19 protein-coding genes are annotated in these 20,483 nt (G+C 40.9%); 11 read left to right on the forward strand and 8 right to left on the reverse strand.

Features of this window, described 5'->3' with window-relative positions; genetic code table 11:
* Nucleotides 1-142 precede the first annotated feature (142 nt).
* Nucleotides 143-517 (forward strand): NifB/NifX family molybdenum-iron cluster-binding protein, encoded by a 375-nt coding sequence (locus BP549_RS09485; protein ID WP_292380074.1) that lies wholly within the window; start codon nt 143-145, stop codon nt 515-517.
* Between the two features lie 204 nt (nt 518-721).
* On the opposite strand, the gene BP549_RS09490 is transcribed toward BP549_RS09485, so the two are convergent.
* Entirely contained in the window at nt 722-1,051 is a 330-nt protein-coding gene (locus BP549_RS09490) for a pyrimidine dimer DNA glycosylase/endonuclease V (RefSeq protein WP_292380077.1), read from the reverse strand.
* A 141-nt stretch (nt 1,052-1,192) separates the two neighbouring features.
* On the opposite strand from BP549_RS09490, the gene BP549_RS09495 reads away from it, so the two are divergent.
* Together BP549_RS09495 and BP549_RS09500 are read left to right on the forward strand one after the other, a co-directional pair.
* Complete coding sequence (locus tag BP549_RS09495) at nt 1,193-2,209, forward strand: hypothetical protein (protein ID WP_292380079.1); 1,017 nt, start codon at nt 1,193-1,195, stop codon at nt 2,207-2,209.
* A gap of 252 nt (nt 2,210-2,461) precedes the next feature.
* Nucleotides 2,462-2,944: a peroxiredoxin gene (locus BP549_RS09500; RefSeq protein ID WP_292380081.1), complete on the forward strand. Its 483-nt coding sequence runs from the start codon at nt 2,462-2,464 to the stop codon at nt 2,942-2,944.
* A 251-nt stretch (nt 2,945-3,195) separates the two neighbouring features.
* Here the strand turns inward: BP549_RS09500 and BP549_RS09505 are convergent, their stop codons facing one another.
* The 3 genes from BP549_RS09505 to BP549_RS09515 form a co-directional block, all read right to left on the reverse strand.
* Entirely contained in the window at nt 3,196-3,429 is a 234-nt protein-coding gene (locus BP549_RS09505) for a DUF378 domain-containing protein (protein WP_292373948.1), read from the reverse strand.
* Nucleotides 3,430-4,403: 974 nt separating this feature from the next.
* A complete protein-coding gene (locus BP549_RS09510; protein WP_292373947.1) occupies nt 4,404-5,144 on the reverse strand; it encodes an MBL fold metallo-hydrolase in 741 nt (246 codons plus the stop codon).
* 1 nt (nt 5,145) lies between these two features.
* A complete protein-coding gene (locus tag BP549_RS09515; protein WP_292373946.1) occupies nt 5,146-6,426 on the reverse strand; it encodes an AAA family ATPase in 1,281 nt (426 codons plus the stop codon).
* A 481-nt stretch (nt 6,427-6,907) separates the two neighbouring features.
* Here BP549_RS09515 and purC point away from each other — a divergent pair, with 481 nt between their 5' ends.
* On the forward strand, nt 6,908-7,621 hold the full coding sequence (purC, locus tag BP549_RS09520; RefSeq protein ID WP_292380084.1) for a phosphoribosylaminoimidazolesuccinocarboxamide synthase: 714 nt from the start codon (nt 6,908-6,910) through the stop codon (nt 7,619-7,621).
* Between the two features lie 147 nt (nt 7,622-7,768).
* On the opposite strand, the gene BP549_RS09525 is transcribed toward purC, so the two are convergent.
* The 3 genes from BP549_RS09525 to yciH all read right to left on the reverse strand — a co-directional run bounded on the left by BP549_RS09525 (nt 7,769) and on the right by yciH (nt 9,882).
* Nucleotides 7,769-8,995 (reverse strand): Nre family DNA repair protein, encoded by a 1,227-nt coding sequence (locus BP549_RS09525; RefSeq protein ID WP_292380087.1) that lies wholly within the window; start codon nt 8,993-8,995, stop codon nt 7,769-7,771.
* Nucleotides 8,992-9,357 carry a transcriptional regulator gene (locus tag BP549_RS09530; RefSeq protein ID WP_292380090.1) on the reverse strand — a complete coding sequence of 122 codons (366 nt, stop codon included), beginning with the start codon at nt 9,355-9,357 and terminating at the stop codon, nt 8,992-8,994. Before BP549_RS09530 ends, BP549_RS09525 begins: the two co-directional genes overlap by 4 nt.
* A gap of 216 nt (nt 9,358-9,573) precedes the next feature.
* Nucleotides 9,574-9,882 carry a stress response translation initiation inhibitor YciH gene (gene yciH, locus BP549_RS09535; protein ID WP_011032808.1) on the reverse strand — a complete coding sequence of 103 codons (309 nt, stop codon included), beginning with the start codon at nt 9,880-9,882 and terminating at the stop codon, nt 9,574-9,576.
* A 524-nt stretch (nt 9,883-10,406) separates the two neighbouring features.
* Between yciH and BP549_RS09540 the strand changes: the two genes are divergently transcribed.
* The 7 genes from BP549_RS09540 to BP549_RS09570 all read left to right on the forward strand — a co-directional run bounded on the left by BP549_RS09540 (nt 10,407) and on the right by BP549_RS09570 (nt 18,840).
* Nucleotides 10,407-10,655, forward strand: coding sequence for a transcriptional regulator (locus tag BP549_RS09540; protein WP_292372084.1), 249 nt, complete (start codon nt 10,407-10,409; stop codon nt 10,653-10,655).
* 335 nt (nt 10,656-10,990) lie between these two features.
* Nucleotides 10,991-11,146, forward strand: coding sequence for a hypothetical protein (locus tag BP549_RS09545; RefSeq protein ID WP_292380141.1), 156 nt, complete (start codon nt 10,991-10,993; stop codon nt 11,144-11,146).
* Nucleotides 11,147-11,287: 141 nt separating this feature from the next.
* Nucleotides 11,288-13,435 (forward strand): phosphoribosylformylglycinamidine synthase subunit PurL, encoded by a 2,148-nt coding sequence (purL, locus tag BP549_RS09550; RefSeq protein ID WP_292380143.1) that lies wholly within the window; start codon nt 11,288-11,290, stop codon nt 13,433-13,435.
* A gap of 230 nt (nt 13,436-13,665) precedes the next feature.
* On the forward strand, nt 13,666-14,781 hold the full coding sequence (locus tag BP549_RS09555) for a glycoside hydrolase family 57 protein (RefSeq protein WP_292380145.1): 1,116 nt from the start codon (nt 13,666-13,668) through the stop codon (nt 14,779-14,781).
* Nucleotides 14,778-15,974 carry a glycoside hydrolase family 57 protein gene (locus BP549_RS09560; protein WP_292380147.1) on the forward strand — a complete coding sequence of 399 codons (1,197 nt, stop codon included), beginning with the start codon at nt 14,778-14,780 and terminating at the stop codon, nt 15,972-15,974. Before BP549_RS09555 ends, BP549_RS09560 begins: the two co-directional genes overlap by 4 nt.
* Before the next feature lie 38 nt (nt 15,975-16,012).
* Nucleotides 16,013-16,822, forward strand: coding sequence for a V4R domain-containing protein (locus BP549_RS09565; protein WP_292380149.1), 810 nt, complete (start codon nt 16,013-16,015; stop codon nt 16,820-16,822).
* Complete coding sequence (locus BP549_RS09570; protein WP_292380153.1) at nt 16,819-18,840, forward strand: glycoside hydrolase family 15 protein; 2,022 nt, start codon at nt 16,819-16,821, stop codon at nt 18,838-18,840. Before BP549_RS09565 ends, BP549_RS09570 begins: the two co-directional genes overlap by 4 nt.
* Before the next feature lie 54 nt (nt 18,841-18,894).
* Here the strand turns inward: BP549_RS09570 and sppA are convergent, their stop codons facing one another.
* Entirely contained in the window at nt 18,895-20,076 is a 1,182-nt protein-coding gene (gene sppA, locus BP549_RS09575; protein ID WP_292380156.1) for a signal peptide peptidase SppA, read from the reverse strand.
* Nucleotides 20,077-20,483 lie beyond the last annotated feature (407 nt).

Genomic DNA, 20,483 nt, shown 5'->3' on the forward strand with positions numbered 1-20,483 from the left:
ACTAGCTGTCCTAAATGCGGCTCCAAGATAATTTATCGAGTCGGCGGCGACGGAAGAGGAAAAAGGTTCATTGAGAATAATTACTGCTGCCCCAAAAATAAGGGTAAAGCGGTAGTAAATGATAAAACAGGAAGTGTAGAAAATGACAAAAATTGCAATACCGTCGATGAGTGACAGTGGACTGGAATCTGATGTTTGTGCTCACTATGGCTCATGCGAATATTTTACTATAGTAGATGTAGATAATAAAAATATTGTAAGCTTTAAATCGATAAGCAATCTGTCTCCTGAAGGAAAGCATAACTGCGCTGCTCCTTCAATAATCCTGAAATCACACAATGTTGATGCTGTACTCATCTCGGGAATCGGCGGAAGGCCATTAATGTCATTGGTTGAAAAGAATATCAAAGTATTTGCAGGAGCAACTGGAAAGGTTTCCAATGCAGTTGAGAACTATAACAATGGATTGCTGCGAGAAATATCTACTAATGGCACCTGCAGTTGCTCTCATCACTAAAGTAAGGCAATAAACAAAAGCGGCATTTAAAGTAGCAGTTATCCTTTACTTTATTCCTCTATTCCTTCTTTTCTTCATTTATTGGTTTGTATTTCCGATTTCTAAATTTTACCCTATTGGCCTAATAATTGAAAAAAATAGAATAAGTTGAAAACCGGAAATCTCTTCATGAGAGCTGAATCCAGTTATCCTGAGAAAACCGATTCAAACCCTGCAATCACATCCTCTTTCTTTAAGGAGACGGACCTGTTCTTCGTAAGAATCAACAAACTCGTCTTGAACGGCTTTTCCTATCGCAAAGGCAGGGTCAAGAGGAGTATGATGTTTATATCCTCGCTCTGCCATCTCATGAACAAGCGATTCATGTCTCAGGTAAAGAGCTTTGAGCTTTCCTCTCCAACGCATCGTTTCTGGATGATGAGCATAAGCTTTCTTATTATTGGTGATTATAGACCAGAGAGCATGTAACTCACGGTGTTCTCCTAGAAGATGCTGCCTGCATAATCTCTCAGGAGGTATATCCCAGATTCTCATAATATGAATTTCGAGCACATTTAAGAAAGAGTTTCCGGAAAGAGAAAAGAGTTTTACTTAACGCGAAAATTGAGTCTCATGTTCTGTGTCTGATCCCTTGTTCTTATATCTATTTACATACTACTTGAGAAAAAATAGTCCATGAGACAGGAAACATTCTGGCTTTCTGGAATTTTTCTGCTGGCTATTGTATACTTTTTATTAATTCCTGTACTTGCCCACGTACCGATTTTCGGAGGGGAGGGGAAAAATCCTGGAACAGCAATTCAGGTTGAAGATCCTTCGAAATCAAGAGTGTTTTACGGGCAGCTTGCTTCCGGGGAACTCAATTATTATAGTTTTAAAATGGAAAAAGAAGAGAGAATTGTACTTGGGCTTACAATTCCCGTTGAAGAAGGAAACAAGGGTTTTACCCCAAACCTGATTCTTATCGGGCCGGGAATTGAGGATGAGGGAAAAATACCCGATAGCTTGGAAGTGCCCGAAGGAGATGGAGCAAAAGTGCTCTCCGATAGCCTGCCTAAAAGTCCTGTATATGAAGGATTTACCCCAAGCGCCTTCTACTCGCTTGATAAGCTCGATATCAAAGCTCCGGAAAGCGGAACATATTATGTTGTTGTAGGTGCAATACAGGAAGCGGGTTTGATAGAGGGAGAAGATCCAATACAGGGAAAAAGTATACATGAAAGAGAAATCCCAAAAAAAGGGAATTATGGAATAGTTATAGGATACAGAGAAACTTTCACCTTGAAAGAATGGATATCCATACCCCTGAACCAGGTAAAGATTTACCGTTGGGAAGGGCAAAGCCTGATATTGATCTTTACTCCACTTGCGATAACTCTAGCAGCCGGGCTTCTGGCAATTTTCTTACGAAGAGAAACTGTCGCCAGTTTCAATCCCGAACGCATCTCAGGAATACTTGCAGGCCTTTTCTTTCTGAGTACAGGAGTAACATACATTTTTCAGATGTTAATTTCGTTGAGTGAAAGTTCATATTCCTCAGGAATCGTTATTACTATCACTTTAATCCTGATCAGTATAGGAATCGGAGTTGCTGCAATAGCTTTAAGTCTCAAAGATGAAAATTACGGTAAAACATCAGGAAGAAAACGACTTTACTTCTTTATTTTAGGAATATCCGGACTTCTATTTTGATCAGGGTGGTTAATAGGCCCTCTTCTGGCTTTTGAAGCTGCTGTCCTCCCCTGGAAGCATAAATGATAAAATTTTAGAGCCGAAAGAAACAGTTGATTAATATAATTGAAATGATACGAATGAAATGATACGAATAATATATAATTATTAAATAATTATTAAGTAACTGATTTTTAGAATAATTATAAACGATTTATTTTTAAATAGTAATTAAGTAACCTCATTAATATAACATGACTTCGGGGGAAAAATATGGTAAAAACTTCACTGAAAGTAGGGCAATCTGCTCCGGATTTTTGCCTTCTCGACCAGGAAGGGAATAAGACATGCCTTGAAGACCTGAGAGGGAAATGGGTAATCCTTTACTTTTATCCGAGAGATAATACGCCAGGGTGCAGCCTTGAAGCAAAAAACTTCAGTTGCTTAAGAAAAGATTTTGAAGCCGAAAATGCTGTGATTATTGGGGTTAGCAGAGATAGTGTAGAATCCCACAGGCGGTTTATTGAAAAGAAAGAACTTAAAATAAAGCTTCTCGCGGACGAGCAGGCAAGCGTCCATAAAATATACGACGTCCTGCACCCAAAACACTTCCGGGGCAAAGAAGTCACAAGCGCTGTCAGAACCACCTTTCTCATAGATCCCGAAGGAGAAATCGTCAGAGTATGGGATAATGTTAAAGCCGCAGAGCATGCGGAGAAAGTGCTTTCTGAATTGAAGACTCTGAAAGAGAGGTGAAATGAGAACACATTATAAAATAAACTATAATGAGTTTATATATAAACCGTTAATTTTTGCAAATCCGATTTATTATGATCGAAAAATTAGTTAAAAATAAGGATAAAAGGAATAAAAATAAATTCCTAAAAAACAAAAATAACTTTATCTCAATTTTATTTCCAGCCTGAGAAATTATAGCTGGTTAAGGCCTTTTTCAAAGTGTTATACCGGTCTGTTATACCGGTCAAGAGGTTTGCAGATTTTTTTACTTAGTGATGTACTGCGGCCTCACGCGTATAATAAGTCTCAGCTCTTGCAGCGAAGTAAATTGTATAAAGCGCTGCAAGCCCAACAATTATGTATACAATTCTCGAAAGGGTACTTCCTACCCCGAAGATAGCATCTACAACGTTAAAATTGAAGAGCCCTACAAGCCCCCAGTTTAATCCGCCTATTATAACAAGTATAAGTGCTATCAAGTCTACTGGATTTCTTACTGCCATAGATGTCACTCCCTTTTTGCTTTATTTTCCTTTTTTATAAAAGGAAAAAATATAAAAAATCCAATATTAAATTAGAGATACTTGTATTTATATATGACTAATCTAAAAATTAGAGCACCTTAGAGAAAAAGATAGTAAATAAAAATTAAATCTAAAAGAGTTTAAAAAATTAAATTTAAAAGAGTTGAGAATCCCATAATGATTTTTGGGCTCATACTTTTTTGTAGGCTGATTGTAAACCTTTGAGATATATTAACTCATTAAAGCCATGCTCTAGAGTCTAAATTAAATAGTCAACTCCTTAGTGAAAGCCCACTGGCGGTGTCAGAGCGCACCAAATAGACCAGATACTAAATATATAGAGATTATATAAAAAATTGAGTTTATAAATACCTTACCAGCTTTATAGTCAGACTTGGCCTGATACTCGTTATCATATAACTCAACGTATAATCTGTAATCTATTGATTTTCGATTCCAGTTATCAATGAACATACAAAATGCTCCTACTAACAGAATAAGAAAGCTAACTTCTGTTGCTAAATTAACAACAACAGGATAACTCTCTATTAGTAAGAAAGTAAGTATAATACCGTCAAGACCTATGAGATACTTATAACAATCATCCAAAGAAAAGTAATTTTGAGTCATACTTATACACCGTATAAAAATCCTTTCGTGACATAAAAATATAATGAGGAATATAAATTTAATGCTCCAACACAAATTATGTTTGCCCGCTGATTGGTGAGTTTGAAAGCTGGTCTATCTAAGGAAATAGATTCATTTTAAACTCTACTTCGGAGGCAGACGAAATACTTTAATCATCTGAGAATATTCAGCAAGCTCTTTATGCACAAGGAGCTCAGTAAGAGAGACTCCTTTTTACTCCAGACCAGCTTTTTTCTACTTTGCCTTTGAGCACAAACTCATATTGTCTTAATAGCTCATAGAAATCTAATTTACCAAGCAATTTAAAAGTCAAAAACCTGCCCGTCATATCCAAGGGGCAAAAACATCGCTTCAATATGGTGAGGACGAAACAGATGACTTAGATGGGTCAAAGCTATTTCTTTTGCATTGAGCTGCTCTGCAAGTGCCATGGCCTCTTCTGAATTCATGTGTTTTTTGATATGGATATTGGGTGGGACTATAGCATCGGCGATAAGAAGATCCGGGTTTTCCATAAGCTCCAGACTGGATGCGGGAATCTCAGAGTTCGTGTCTCCTGTTATCACTATTTTTTTATCACCATCACGGATTATAACCCCTATCGGAACCTCTACAGGAGGATGGTTGACCTTAAAAAGGGTAAACTGCAACCCAATTAACTCGAATGGCTCATAAAGTTTTACGTAATGATACCTGGGTTTAAGAAAGGAAACGTACCGGTCTATGTACTCAAGCGTTTCCTGAACCCCATAGACATCAACCTTATTTTGAACCCTGTAGAACTCTCCGAATCCAGAGTAATGATCGTAGTGTCCATGCGTCCAGATCACTCCGTCCACACAGGACAGGTTTTGCTTGAGGAATTGTTGCCTTAGATCAGGGCTGGTGTCAATAAGGATTTTACCCTTATCGGATTCTACTAGGATAGAAGAACGAAGACGCTGGCTCTTTCCACCTTTTCTGGCGTCTTCGCATGCAGGGCAATTACATCCAATTTTTGGAGTACCAACAGCGTCACCAGTCCCAAGCAATGTTAGCCTCATGTTACTTCTTCCGTTCGTACTCTTCGGATTTGAGATCAGCTCGTTCATTAAAAGAATTCACAGCTTCCAGAAGATCCTGCTGAGTAAGTATTTTACGTTCCTCAAGAAGAGCACTCAGAACAGCTTCCCTTATAACCATGCGCAGGTCTGAGCCTGAATAGCCTTCTGTTAATTCCGCAATTTCCCCTGTATTAAAGTCCCCTTCTATATGTCTGGTTACAATATCCAGGATATTTTTACGCATGTCGAGGTCAGGAAGAGGGAAATGAACTATTTCATCAAAACGCCTCCATGCCGCACTGTCAAGCATGCGTGGGTGGTTTGTCGCAGCAATAAGAAGAACTCCGTGCTCCACGAGGCTGATTTCATCTATGGCCTTAAGAAGGGTATTTACTGCCCTCTTGATGGCAGCATTCTCGTCAGACGTCCTTGCTTTTGCTACGAAATCAAGCTCATCTATGAAAAGAATGCACGGATTGAGCTTCTTCGCAAGCAAAAAGACTCTGTCAATGTTCTTTGCAGTCTCACCAAGATACTGATCTGTTATCATGGAGAGTTTGACCTCAACAAAAGGAATTGAAAGCTGTTCTGAAAGTGCACGGGCAACCGAGGTCTTTCCGGTTCCTGGAGGGCCGACAAACAGAAGTTTTCCAATATCATGCAGGCCGATCTCTCTCAGATATTCCCTGTACTGAATGGCTTTCATGATCTTTTCAACTTCGTTCTTCTGTTCCTCGGTGAGAACAAGATCCCTGACTTTTTGCTTCACATCCTCAGGGGCGAGAATGACTGCGAGTTTAAGCATCTCTTCGCTTTTGTCCTCTTTCCTAATCTCTGCTATCAGAGATTCTATCCATTCCCTGTCAACTTCCTTGGGCCTGATTTTCGCCTTTGCAAGTGCATAGTTTGCAGCCTCGTCCTTCTTTATTTCTCCAAAGTAATACGCCAAGACAGGATTATTTTCAATCCGTTCCTGGGAACCTTCCTGCTTTTCAAACCATTCCGCAGCCAGTTCGAAAGCACTCAGACGAAGTTCAAAATGAGACTTGTCAATATTTATGAAAGGGACATTTCTTACAATTTTCTCGATATCATTAAGCCCGTACAGTTTTTCAATTCGGATAAACGTGGCTGTGATAGGTTTGGGAACTGTTTTTTCTGTACTACTCCAGTAGTTTTTCCGAATGTTCTTGGGAAGATCATTTACATCCAGTTCTGGGTAGCGGTTATAGATCTCTGCTGTCAGCAGTAGTTCTACGATATCTAATATAGTGCCTGACATGTTTTTACCTGTTGCATGCTTGGACTAATCCACTATCAAGTGTTGGGCACTCAAATGCGGTAAGTTCTTAAATCTTTACTTAAGTTGTTAAACCTAGTAATTGATTCTCTTCGATGATAAAATTTACTAAGCAGCCGGCAGTAAAAGAAAAAGCTGACTGGAGATGATAACTTTATCTAGCAGAAGACGTTATCTACTCTATCTCTTTCGGGAATAAAAACATATTTTCGGAAAAAGCCTTTATCGCCTCCGGAAAATGTCTCACTTTCAGAGAGTGATTGTGAATTCCAGAAACCGTTTAATTGTCTCCGTGAGATATACTCACATTTAAGAGAGAATTCGATCTGTATAGCTTATTTCTGGAATGCCACAGCATTATCAAAACTTCTGCATTATCAGAACTAGTATATTAAAACTATCATTCCTAAGATATCTCTTAATCTGAGGAAAATCCAGAATTATCCCTAGAGAGGACCATTGCATGACAAGAGAACAGCTCTATTCAGGGAAAGCAAAAACAATCTATAAGACGGATGATCCTGACACCCTTATTACCGAATTCCGGAACAGTCTGACTGCATTTAACGGAGAGAAGAAAGGGGAAATGGAAAAGAAAGGGTATTACAACGCCCAGATCTCAAAAAAATTCTTTGAGATGCTCGAGGCCGAGGGAATAAAGACTCATTTTGTCGAAATGCTTTCTGACATCGATATGCTTGTGAAGAAAGTCGAAATTATAAAAATTGAAGTTATTGTCAGGAATATTGCCGCAGGTTCGATTACAAAAAGATACCCCATTAAAGAAGGCACGGTTTTCAAGTCCCCGGTACTTGTTTTTGACTTTAAAAACGATGAATACGGGGACCCAATGCTGAATGACGACATTGCTCTTGCACTTGGGCTTGCAACACCGGAAGAACTTACTACACTCCGGAAACTCGCTTTTAGAATCAACGACCTGCTTGTGCCCTATCTGGACAAAAGAGGTATCATACTTCCGGACTTCAAGCTAGAATTCGGGAGGAGAAACGGAGAAATCCTCCTTGCAGACGAGATTTCCTGCGATACCTGCCGGTTCTGGGACAAGAATACCGGACAGTCCATGGATAAAGATGTCTTCAGGTTTGACAAAGGCGACATTTCCAAGGCTTACGAAGAAGTTGCAAGGCGCATAGTGCCCGAAATATTTGAATAAACATGAAAAAAGGCCAGGAAACTTGGATTAACCAGATAAAAGGCTTCAAAGTTTTCCTACCTGCTTATTTTTGTTTTTATATTGCAGCAAGCAGTTTTTCTTTACTTACGCGATTTCTGTTTTGGCGCGATTCTGCTTTTAACATAGTTATGTTTTAAAAAAGGAATCCAGAGTCGTTTGAAAACGAAAGTCTGAAAGCGCTTTTGCCTGCTGCACCCATTCAGTTTTTGGTGTCCTGATCCTGCCCGCAAGATCGGAAACTGCGGCTTCGAGAGAATCAAATTTCCTTGAGGGATTCTGAAGAGCTTTTCTCATCCCCTCCCTGACAACCCAGACTCCAAGGGGAGCCCAGTAGTCCGGAGTTATTTCCCTGAGCACGAAAATCGAAGCCTGTCTTTTGATTTCTGTCAGGTATTCAAGCACAGGCAGCCGCGCAGCATAATAACCTCCAGCCAGGGGAGAATAGCCTTTTTTACCATCATACCCCTCGCTGTCTTCTCCAATCCAGCTTGATTCTCCAGACCAGACTGCTTTTGGGAGCCAGATTTCAATAAGCTCGAAGGTATAAACCCGTGGAAGAATAAGGACCTCAAAATGGTTTCCGAAATGGGTCCCGCTAAAAAGCTGGATCTCTGAGACCCAGGGAAAATCCTTTATTCGGTCTGCAAGTTCCTTTCCTGCCATATCATCCACGGCTGTAATTGACCAGCGCGTTGGCACGATTTTTCGTTCTCTTCCAAGCAGGCCAATCGAAAACAGGCGAGTAATATGTTCGGCCGAAATATCCCCCTTATAGAGTTCAAGCACCGCGTCTTTTGCCAGAGCATCAGTGTCATAGACAAGGTAATCCACTTTTTTCGGAACATTTGGATTTTCTGCAAGCTCAAAGTTTTTCACAAGCCCTGAGGGGCCCATAGGCGTGAGCACAGCATCGAATTTAAGTTCCTGTTTTGGAGCTTTGAAAAACCAGGCTTCGGTATCCACTGGCTTTCTTGAGAGGGCAAGTTCCTGAGCCTTTAAAAGGAGAGGGTTTTCTTTGTTACGGGCGTCTTTTACACGGAAATTTGTGTTTGCCCTGACCATACGGGAACGCATGGAAATAATATCCTCAATCTGCATGTTTGCCCAAGCTGAGGGGTCTTCAAAAAGCGAGGCTTCGCTCTCTTTTGCCAGAGGGGGAATGAGCGGACCTGCCGAAACCCTAGGGTAACCGTAGCTTCCAACAAAAATAGCAGGAGGAGACGCTCCAAAAACTGAGTCACCTGAAATTACAGGTGCAATAGATTTTAAGGACTTGAATTTTTCAAGAATTGGGCAACGGGAACGCCCACAAAGTCCTTTTCCTTTACATTTAATGCACAGTGTACCATTCACTTTAAATCCGTATCCTCACAGATGATACAGGCTTTAACTCCAGGAGCATTCCTGTATAGCCAGCCGGATTTTTGGACAATACTACAAATGCCGCACATGCCTTTTGTCTTTTCCTGAGAGGATAAGTCTTGATTTAGAAGCACGGATGCAAATTTCCGAATTTCGTTCTGAGTCTCCTCGGAAAAGTCAACTTCAGCCCCACGTTTTTCGCTTACGTACTGAGATACCGCAGCTCTTGAGAGCTCTAGAATGTCCGCTACATCTTGCTGCGTACACCCATGCTCCAAAATCATTGTTCTGGAAAGTTCTGCCCGAATTGCGGGCAAGACTTTCTGTACCATAATTTCACATGTTGTTTTCATGGGAGACCAACACCACATAAATAAGGTAAATTTTACGAGAGATTCTCTTAATTGCTTATATTCATAGATTTCTGTTTTTTGGGTAGATAATGTGTCTCCCTTAATTTACCAAAAAAATGCATGCTATTGAAGTATCTATAAAATATACACAATTCCAAACCTGAAAACGTTATTACTACTTCTCAGATTCTATTTACTCCTGAAGCTAATCAGGACTTAGTTTTTAATCTGTTCAGCAGAGAAACCCTTTTCCATGAGGACTTCTTTCATGCGGGTCAGGTGATTACCCTGAAGTTCCACAGTATTTCCTTTTACCGTACCGCCACATGCAAACTTTGATTTAAGATAAGTGGACAGTTCGTGAAGATCAATTTCACTTGCGTCGAAACCTTCTACAACGGTAACTTCTTTTCCGTATCTTCTTCTGTTGACTTTTACGGTAATTCTCTGTTGCTCTTTGGCAACTTCTTCGCAAATGCAAAGTTCTTTTGGAAGCCCGCATACTGGGCACATTCCGCTGCTCATTTGTTGGTATATCCTCCGAATTTGTAATCATTGCATATGTAATTTACATCTAAAAATAACTAAATAGATATAAAGTACTTATCAATGATGATATTAAAGCCTAATGGTATTTTTCAGGCACTTTATATTGAATTTCAGTTAATAATCAGAAATTCTCAACAATATAAAAAGCCAGCCAGAGCTTATTATTTTTCAATTTTTTATATAATATTCGTTTGTAAACTATATAATAATATAATTTGGTAAAGAGTATAGACTAATAAAGACTACAAGTGAGAAAGATGGAAAAAACGTCTAAAAAATTCAAGAAATTGCCACTCCGGAAAAGTGCCTAAGCCAAAAAGTCAAAAAAGCTTAAAATCCCCGATTTTGCCGGAAAGAGCTTCTCTTATCCAGCAATAAGTTAGATATATCTTGAATCCCATCTTTTTCTACTAACCTGCAGTGCATATATATGCACTTCTATTATATAAATATAGCAGTATAAAAGTGTTAATTATATAAATAAAATTCGGGGGCACCTGATGAACGAATTGAACGATTTAATAGGTTTTGTAAACGGAAACAATATAAGACAAAAAGTGCTCTCCTTACTTTCTTCAAAAGGAGAAATGGAAGGGAAAAGAGTATCGAAAACCCTGAGAGTTGCACACCCTACCATCGCAAAAACTCTTGAAGAACTTGAACAGAAAGAATTAATTACAAAAAAAGATGAAATGTATGCTCTTACTGAATCCGGAGTAAAAGTGGAAAAAATGATCCAGCAGATCTAACCTTAAATTTCTTTAATCCACTTTATTTCAAATACTTTTTATCCATATATCTTTCCAAAACCAATTTAATTCTTAACCAGTAAAAATTCCAAGACGATTTTTCATAACCGAAATTCAGTCCTCTTGATTCAGCAAGTATCTTCATTATTATTTTAGTCCTCTTGAGTACAAATGTTTACCTGCAAGTGTGACGCCGGTTGATCACGCCGTCACGTCGTTTTAGATTAAGCTGGGATTTTCGGTCAAGCCTTTTTCAAAAAAGGGTTGTGATCACGCCACCCATAGGGGTTTTTCGCTCAAGCCTTTTTTAAAAAGGCTTGCAGGCAAGCAGTTTATTGAAAAAGATTGCAGGTAAATCAGCTTTCTTTAGCAAGTTGAAAAACACCTCTTCTTACCCCAAATTCAGCCCTCTTGAGCGAAGCGAAAAGGGCACCATCCTCCCGAGACGGGACTCGGGAAGCGGAAATCGGGAAGCGCAGTACGGATGTTAGAAATATTTATTTAATCCTTATTCCTTTATGTCGGCATAAGCTGTTAATACTAATACTGAAAAATCCGGAATTAGGGAATAATCTATTAGAGAAACCGAAGCTTCGGTATCCAAAAAAGGATTAAGCATCAGAGGCAAGGCAATGTTACCTGAAGAAGACCTTAAGATCATTAAAAAAGAACTCGGGCGAGAGCCCACCCTAGTAGAACAGGGCTGCTTTTTAAACTTATGGAGCGAACACTGTTCCTACCGCTCAAGTGCTCCTCTCCTAAAAACTTTTACCAGCACGGGGGAAAACGTAATTATCGGCCCCGGAGACGATGCTGCAATTATAAAATTCGAAGATGGATACGTGCTTGCTATAGGTATGGAAAGCCATAATCACCCTTCATATGTTGACCCCTATAATGGATCTGCTACCGGAGTAGGAGGCATCGTAAGGGATATAATATCAATGGGAGCCCGCCCAATAGCCCTTATGGATCCACTCTATTTTGGGCCTCTGGACACTCCAAAAAATATGTTCCTTTTTGAGCAGATAATTAAGGGAATCGCAGGATATGGAAACTGCATAGGAGTGCCTGTGGTCAATGGTGAGACTTTCTTTGACAGAAAATATAGTGGAAACCCTCTTGTGAATGTGGTTGCAGTAGGGCTCTGCCGGGAAGATGAGGTCATAACTGCTCGTTCCCAGAAAGCCGGAAACAAGCTTGTGCTTGCAGGTTCCAACACAGGAAGAGATGGCCTTGGAGGAGCTTCCTTTGCTTCCAGAGACCTTTCAGAATCAGCCGAAGCCGAAGACCGTCCAAGCGTCCAGGTGGGAGACCCATATACCGAAAAACTTGTAATCGAAATGACGCTGGAAGCAATGGAGAAAGGCTATATAAAATCCTGCAAAGATCTCGGAGCGGCGGGTCTTGGAGGAGCAAGCTCAGAACTGGCTGCAAAGGGAGGACTTGGAGCCCACATTATTGCAGATGCAGTGCCCCAGCGCGAACCAAACATGAACGCGTATGAAATCCTGCTTGCAGAGTCTCAGGAACGCATGGTCTTTGAAGTAGCTCCTGAAGACGTTGATGCAGTACTTGCTCTGGTAGCAAAATACGACCTTAATGGAGCTGTAGTGGGATACTTGACAGAGAAGCCAAATTATACGGTTGAATTCAAAGGGGAAATTGTTGCGGATATTCCAATAGATCTTCTAACAGGCGGAGCTCCGACCTGTGAAAAACCCTCAGTAACTCCTATTCCCAAGATTGAAGAAAGTAAAGCCCCCGAAACTCCGGAAGATCTAAAAACAGCTTTCCTGAAAGTCCTGTCTTCCTATAATATCGCCTCAAAAGAATGGATTTACAGGCAATACGACCATGAAGTCCAGTTGAGAACAGTTGTCAAACCTGGAGAAGACTCTGGCGTTCTAAGAATTACCGATAAAAGAGGAATTGCACTTTCCTGCGGCTGCCAGCCAAGAGCCACTCTTCTTGACCCCTATAACGGAGGAAAGACTGCAGTAATCGAAAACGTCATGAACCTTGCAGTAAAAGGCGCTGAAGGGCTTGCCATTGTAAACTGTCTGAACTTTGGAAATCCAGATCGCCCGGAGATCTACTGGCAATTCAAAAATGCCGTACTTGGGCTTGGAGACCAGGCACGGGAACTTTCAATCCCGGTAGTTGGAGGAAATGTTTCGCTATATAATGAAAGTGATGAGTTAAAGACTGCAATTCTCCCAACCCCTTCAATAGGAATGATAGGAAAAGTTAACCTTGAAACTCCTCTCCCTTCAGGCTTCTTTGCAAAATCCGGAGATACCATCTTCTTGGTAGGAGAAACAACTGCAGATATGGGAGGTTCCGAATATTACACCTGTTTAGGAGCCCAGAATGCCGGAAAAGTCCCCCATGTCCCGGAAAATACTCCTGAGATAATAAAAGCCGTAATCGAAGCTGCAAGGAGTGGGAAACTCAGTTCGGCACATGATCTATCCCTTGGAGGAATTGCTGCCGGACTTGCAAGGATGTGCAGGAATTCCGGTGCAAAGATAGACCTGAGTGAAATTGCAGAATTGAAAACTGAGGAACTGTTATTCTCAGAAACTCCAGCAAGAGCTCTACTTGCAACAGGCGAACCTGAGGCTGTACTGGAAATTCTCAAAGACGTGCCTCATAAGATAATCGGCAATGTAGGAGGAAATTCCCTTGAGGTTAAAGGAAAAGATTTCGAGATTTCCCTGTCCCTCAAAGAAATCTCCGATGCATACGGCAGCCTTACAAGGTTTATGATGGGATAAAGTCCCTTTTGTTTTTAGATTTCATCCCATTTTTTTTATTTTTACAACTCTTTTTTTACAATAGTTCATTCTGAAAATTAAAAAATTTGCTTTTTGATCTTATCCTCAGTATTTCTAATCCTGCTGCAAGTTAAAATTTGGCATAAAGATAGTTATGAGTTAACCAAAACAATAGTTTTTAGTAGGTTTCCGCACTAGATTATTTTGTTATGAAAGCTGTATGTATTTGTATGGGAGTGCATCTACCTTACAGTCCCAAGTGGTACTGGCCTGTAGAAGGGTTTTGCGGGATGCCTGAAATGGACCGGTATTTTGACCGGAATAATATTTTTTCAAAATTTTTAAAAACAAGTCAGCAGTTTCTGCGTCTCAATGATTTGATTCTGGAATCTGTTGAAAGGGGAGGAAAATATTCCTTTGATTTGTCCGGGCCTTTTCTTGAACAGTGTCGGTGGGATCCCGAACTTCTCGAATCATTCCGCGAACTTGGGGAAAGCAGGAGCGTAGAATTTACAGGGAGTTGTAATTATCACTCCCTGAGTTCAGTGTATCCTGACCTTTCCTGGTTTAAGGAGGAAGTGCTCATGTACAGGGAAATTCTTAAGGAATTACTGAGTATCACACCCAAGGTTTTCGTAAATACCGAACTTCTGTACACTGAAAGAGTAGGAAAAATTCTTTCCGACCTGGGTTTTAAGGGTCTTATCGCCGAGGGATCCAGGAACCTTATGAATGGATATGATCCTGTAAATGTCTTTGAGAACCGTCTTCTGACTTTGCTGAGGCACATAAACCTTAGCGAAGACCTTGAACTGCGCTTTTCGGAAAAAAACTGGCAAGGTTATCCTCTTATTCCTGAAAAATTCGTGGACTGGATTGCCAGTATGGAAGGTGACGTCCTGACCCTCTATTTTAATTACGCAAATCTCTGCTGTCATTACAGAAATGAAAGTATGATAGCTGAGTTTATCCGTAAGTTACCAGAAGCCCTCGAATCAAGAAGTATCGAGATGCTAACACCATCTGAGGCTGTCAAGCGGTTTGAGCCCTTCAAACTTCCTACCCTGGGAACCGAACAGACAATCCGTTATGGGATGCATAATGCATTAGGAAACCATGCTCAGCAGCTTTACCTGCGAGAACTGGTGAGAATCGGAGAAGAACTTTCAGGAATTAAGGAAAACAAGAACTATCGCGAACTTAAACAGATATTCGGTTACCTTCAGCAGAGTGAAATCTTTTTTTCCATGAATTCTGGGAATATCAGAGAAGGGTATGAAAAGGCTGTCAATTATTTTTCCATCCTTTCCGATTTCAGGAGAGCTGTGCTGGAGGAGGGAGCATGACCTCGGTTTGCATATACTTCCAGGTACATCAACCATTTAGATTGCGCAGGTTCTGGCCTGATGACCGATCAGGTTTTTTCCGTTATTTTGACGAGAGAAGCAACAGGGAGATCTTTGAAAGAGTAGCCCAGAAATGCTATATTCCTACAAACAGGCTCCTCCTTGACGCTCTTGACGAACATAAAGGAGAATTCAGGTTTTCTCTTTCGGTTACAGGAACCCTGCTCGAACAAAGCGAACTCTGGGGAAAAGATGTCCCAGAAAGCTTCCGACAGATGGCTGAAACCGGGGCAGTGGAATTCCTGGACGAAACCTTTTATCATTCCCTTTCAAGCCTTTTTGAAGACAAAACAGAATTTGTTGAGGAGATAAAGGAACACAGAGAACTTATGTTTGATCTTCTGGGAGTTAAACCTCAGGTCTTCCGGAACACCGAACTGCTTTACAATAACACGATAGCAAAGCTTGTATCGGATCTAGGGTACAGGGCAATCCTTACCGAAGGTGCAGACCATATGCTTGACGGAAGGTCTCCCAATGTGCTTTACAGGGCAAAAGGTTCGGGACTTCCCATAATCTTCAGGAACTACAAGCTAAGTGACGATATCGGATACAGGTTTTCGGCAAGGTGGTGGGATGGATATCCCCTGACTGCAGAGAAATGGGCCTCATGGGCTTCAGGAAATAAAGAAGACTGTGTCAATATATTTATGGATTATGAGACATTCGGAGAGCATCAGTGGGAAGAAACAGGAATATTTTCCTTCCTGAAAGAGCTCCCCGGGGAAGTGCTCAAGACTAACCTGGATTTCAGCACTCCTACTGAGCTTGTCGAGAAATACTCCCCTGTAGACGAGATCGATATTGGGGATTTCTCCACAATTTCCTGGGCTGATATGGAACGTGATACCAGCGCATGGCTTGGTAACGATATGCAAAGGCGTTGTTTTGAAGAAATAAAGCTGCTTGAGCCCTTTGTAAGGAAGACAGGAGACCCTGAAATCTTGCGTATATGGAAGCACATGCTGACTTCGGATCATTACTACTATATGTGTACCAAATGGCTCGGAGATGGGGATGTACATTCATATTTTAGTGTCCACTCGACACCTTTCGATGCAGCGGTCAATTTCATGGCTGTACTTATGGATTTTAAAGCACAGGTATTCAGGAAACTTAGCGCAATGTCTTAACTAAATGAATACATACTAATTCATAGGAGTCAGGTCACATGGTAAGGGACTTATTCATGTTTGCAGGCTTCAATGAAAGCTCGCAGATTGTATGGTTTAAAATAATTTATTCGAAAGAACCAGGAGCTCTGTCTTTAATAACCGATTTTCTCGAAAAAGAGAACGCGTTCATAATGTTTGGTCATCTGGATAATATCACACAGAAAACCGGAGAATACTCGGTATTTACCGAACTTAACAAAGATGTTGATCCGGACAATTTTGCCCGAAAAATAAAGGAACTTGAGGTTGTAAGCGAGGTAGAGTATGGAATTTCAGAATACGGGATGGTTTATTCCGTGGACTTTCCTCTAAATGTTATAGGGGTAAGGGGAGTTATGGCAAGGGCACTTACAATTGTTGATATTATAAAAACTCTCAACCAGAGTGCACCGCATGCAGAGGGACTTCTTACAATTTCAGGACTTAAGGGAGGGATTCACGCAGCCAAGTATTTCAAGAGTATTCTGAACCTTAATGACAGTAATTTTGCAAGCGTGCTTGCAGAACTCTACAAAGGTGTAGGGTGGGGAATTCTGGAAATCGAATGTGATCCAAAGACGTATGAAGGAAAAATCATTGTGAAAGACTCGTTTATAGCTGATGTTTATGGAGGGTCTGACCAACCAGTTTGTGCCTTTATGAGTGGCTATTTTGCAGGTTACCTGACTGAATACTTCGGGAAAAATATAAGTGTTAGGGAAGTAAGCTGTAAAGCTACAGGAAAGAAGGTCTGCGAGCACATAATCTCGCTGGCACCGTCGGGCGGTACAAGTCAGGAATACCAGCTGAGAGGGGAGAAGCGGTGATAAAGCAACCCAATGTCATTCTCGGAAATGACGAGCTGCTTGTAACAATGGGTAAAAAGGGGGAAATTTTAGGTTTTTTTTATCCTCGGCGAGACCATGCTCAGCATGTTGAAGAGTCCGTTGCCTGTATCCATACAGGAGAAAGGCTTCTCTGGACCAACGATAACGACTGGCATAGCGTCCAGAACTATATAGAGGACACAAATATCGTGTCCACAAAACTGTATCATGAGTCGGGAATCCGAATTTCTATTCTTGATCTTGTACACCCTGAAGTGCCCGTACTTATCCGCAGGTTTAAGATCCAGTCTCAGAAAAAAATTTCAGGAAAATTCTTTTATTATTCAAATTTCGATGTAGGGGAAACCTCCAAGAAAAACTCCGGTTTTTGTGATACCGAGACTCATTTGCTCGTACAGTACTGGCAAAATTATCATATAGGGATATACTCCCAGCCAGAATTTACGGAGTGGCAAATTGGAAAGGCAATGGATACCATATGGTGGACGAATTCCAAATATGATATGGAAGACGGAAAACTCCAGGGGAACAAAGAAGACATAGGAAATATCAATAACGTGGCTGGCTGGGACCTTGAGCTGGAAGCTGACGGAGCAAACGAGTTTGTTATCCTTATAGGAGCTGCTTCTTCCAGACGCCTCCTGCATAAAAGGATACAAGAGGTCTCAAAAATGCCTCTTGAATATATTTTTGAAAAAACGCGAGAACACTGGGTTATGTGGCTTTCCAGAAAGCAGGTAATCAAAATTCCTGGGCTTGAGGAATACAATAACCTGCGTCAGGAACTGTTCAACGCCTACAACCGGGCTCTTCTCATGCTTTACCTCCTTAATGACCACGAATATGGATCTTTCGTGGCTGCTCCGGAATTTGACTCAAACTTCGAGAAATGCGGAGGATATGGATTCTGCTGGAATAGAGATGCCGCAGAAATCGTGCTCGCATTAAAGCACTCAGGCTATCCGGAGTATTGCGATATATTTTTCAAATGGTGCATCCGGACTCAGCTTTCTGATGGTTCCTGGTTTCAACGCTACTGGCTTAACGGAGATATAGCTCCCTCCTGGGGCAATTTTGACTACTCGACTCAGATCGACGAAACCGGATCCACGCTCTATGCTATGGACGTTTATTATAGGATTCTCGAAGGCCTGAAAAAAGCTGAGTTTCTTGAAGAAGTCTGGGTGTCTATACTCAGGGCTGCCGAATACCTAATGAAGCGGACCAAGTCAGGAATTCACGAAAGCTGTATGGATCTCTGGGAGACTTACTATGGAATTTTCACCTATACGAATGCCTCAATTTATGCCGGGCTCATGGGAGCTTCCCACCTGGCTGAAGAAAACGGGGAGGCTGGTATGGCAAGACGCTGGAAAAAGAGGGCAGAGTTCATCAAGCAGGCTACAATTGACCGTTTCTGGCTTCAGGAAGGTTATTTTGCAAAAGGAGTTATTAACGAGAAACTGGATAAAATCGTGGATGCAAGTATTCTCGGCACTTATGTTCCTTTTGGAATGCTCTCTCCAAAAAATCCTGTCGAGAGAGATATGATCCAGTTTATGATAGAAAACATTCAGAAAAAGCTTTCAATATCCGTCAATCTCGGTTACGGCATCAAAAGGTATGAAAATGACAGTTACATAAACGGAAATCCGTGGATAGTAACTACACTCTGGCTTTCGGAAGCAATGTTTTCTCTTGCCCTTGACCTCTCATATGAAAAAGCAATGCTTACTCCCATGAATAAGATTCCCGATAAAAATGAAGAAGGGTATGATGAAAACATGAAAAGGCTGACCGATGAAGGAATTGAATGCCTTAAATGGGCTCTTGCCGGAGCAACCAGTACAGGACTTCTTCCTGAACAGGTGGATCAGTCTACGGGCAATCCTGCCTGGGCAATTCCTCTAGGCTGGAGCGGATCTCTTATACTTAATAACATTCTGCTTCTGGACAAAATTTGCAGGAGAAAAGTCGGGAACACAAAGGAAGGTTAAAGGAAAAAGGAATTAAAAATAAATAAATTGAAAAAAAGGAGAGTTAAAAATAATTCAGGCAAGGATTCTTCCATATGGATTTTCTTCAAAGGAACTGACAAATTGTTCAGCTGTCTCATTCGATCCTCCGGATCCTGAACCTAAAAGCAGCTTTGAAAGACTTGCCTTGTTCATATATTCAACTTTGGGTTCTCCTGAAATTCCTCCAAGTTTCGCAGCCTTGTCAATTGCATCATAAAGATTTCCAAAATCATCCACAAGCCCAAGTTCCTTTGCCTTGGTTCCGGTATATATGCGACCATCGGCAAGGGCTTTTACTTCACTTCTGGACATGTTGCGCCCCTCGGAAACTTCGGTTACGAAATTTTCGTAGCATTCCATAACCACGGAATCAGCATACTCTTTTTCCGTATCAGTAAGCCCTCTCCAGGTACTTCCCATATCTTTCATTTCTCCTGATTTTGCAACGTAATAATCTACACCTGTTTCATTATAAGAGGCAGACATGTTCTGGAAGATCCAGATCACTCCAATAGATCCGGTATTCGTAGAGGGGTTTGCAATAATGTAATCGGTCGGCGCAGAGATATAATATGCTGCACTGGCTGCAAGATCTCCCATGGACACAACCACAGGAATTCCTTTTGCCTGAACTTTTTTAATTTCTTCTACGACTTCCTGGGCTGCTGCCGGAGACCCTCCAGGACTGTCAATTCTAAGCACAATTGCCTTGACTCCGTCGTCTGCGGCAGCCCTGTGGATATTTCCTGTAATCTCTTCGGAAGTAGCATAACCAAGCCCTTCAGCAACGTTTCCGGAAAATATGGTGCCCTGGACGTAGATAACAGCTACCTTCTCCGGACTTCCCAAGCTTTCCCCAATACCGAGATTGGAAGAAATTACCGCAAGACTCACCATTATGACAGAAACAAGAGCTAGGACGACCAGCATGTAGGGCATCCATCTACGCTTTTTGTTCTGAGGATACGGATTGGGATTCATGTTTAAACTCTTATTTATTTCTTTATTATCAGAAGTCTCAACCTGGGTTCTCTGATTAACCGTTTTTTCCGAATCATCAGGGGCAGACCCGTTGAAGGAGTTATCACTCGTACCGTAAGTTCCATTATCAGGTACGGAGTTTTCTCTTCCGTTGTGAGGACTGCTTTCTAAGTTGTCATCTCCAGATAGATCTTTTGAGTTGGTGCCTTCAGGGTTTATGTTTTTATCGTTCATATCTGATAGAACCCGTATATTTTAGGACCGTATATTTTAGATTTGTTGCTTTAGTCTGTGGTCTTAAAAATCATTTACATGTTTAATTACACAAGTACATATATTATTATAGCAGGCGATGCAAGAAGGAGAACTTACAGAAATCTACAGGCAATATAACTTGTTTAACAGCTGAGGCTGTCGGAGTTATTATTAACTTGTGTCTATATCTCATCCTTCTTTATATAGAATTATTAACTATCCCTCAAATAAGTTACCTTGTAAAACATAGTAGCAAAATATTTAGAATTACAATACTTTTTCGAAAAAAGTTTGATCAAAAGTATGAGCGAAATATATTTCAAAATTGCAACAAACTTTTTTCAAAAAAGTTTGATCAAAAAGTATGAGCGAAATATATTTCTGAA

This window comes from Methanosarcina sp. UBA289 (assembly GCA_002496565.1).
Lineage (GTDB): Archaea > Halobacteriota > Methanosarcinia > Methanosarcinales > Methanosarcinaceae > Methanosarcina.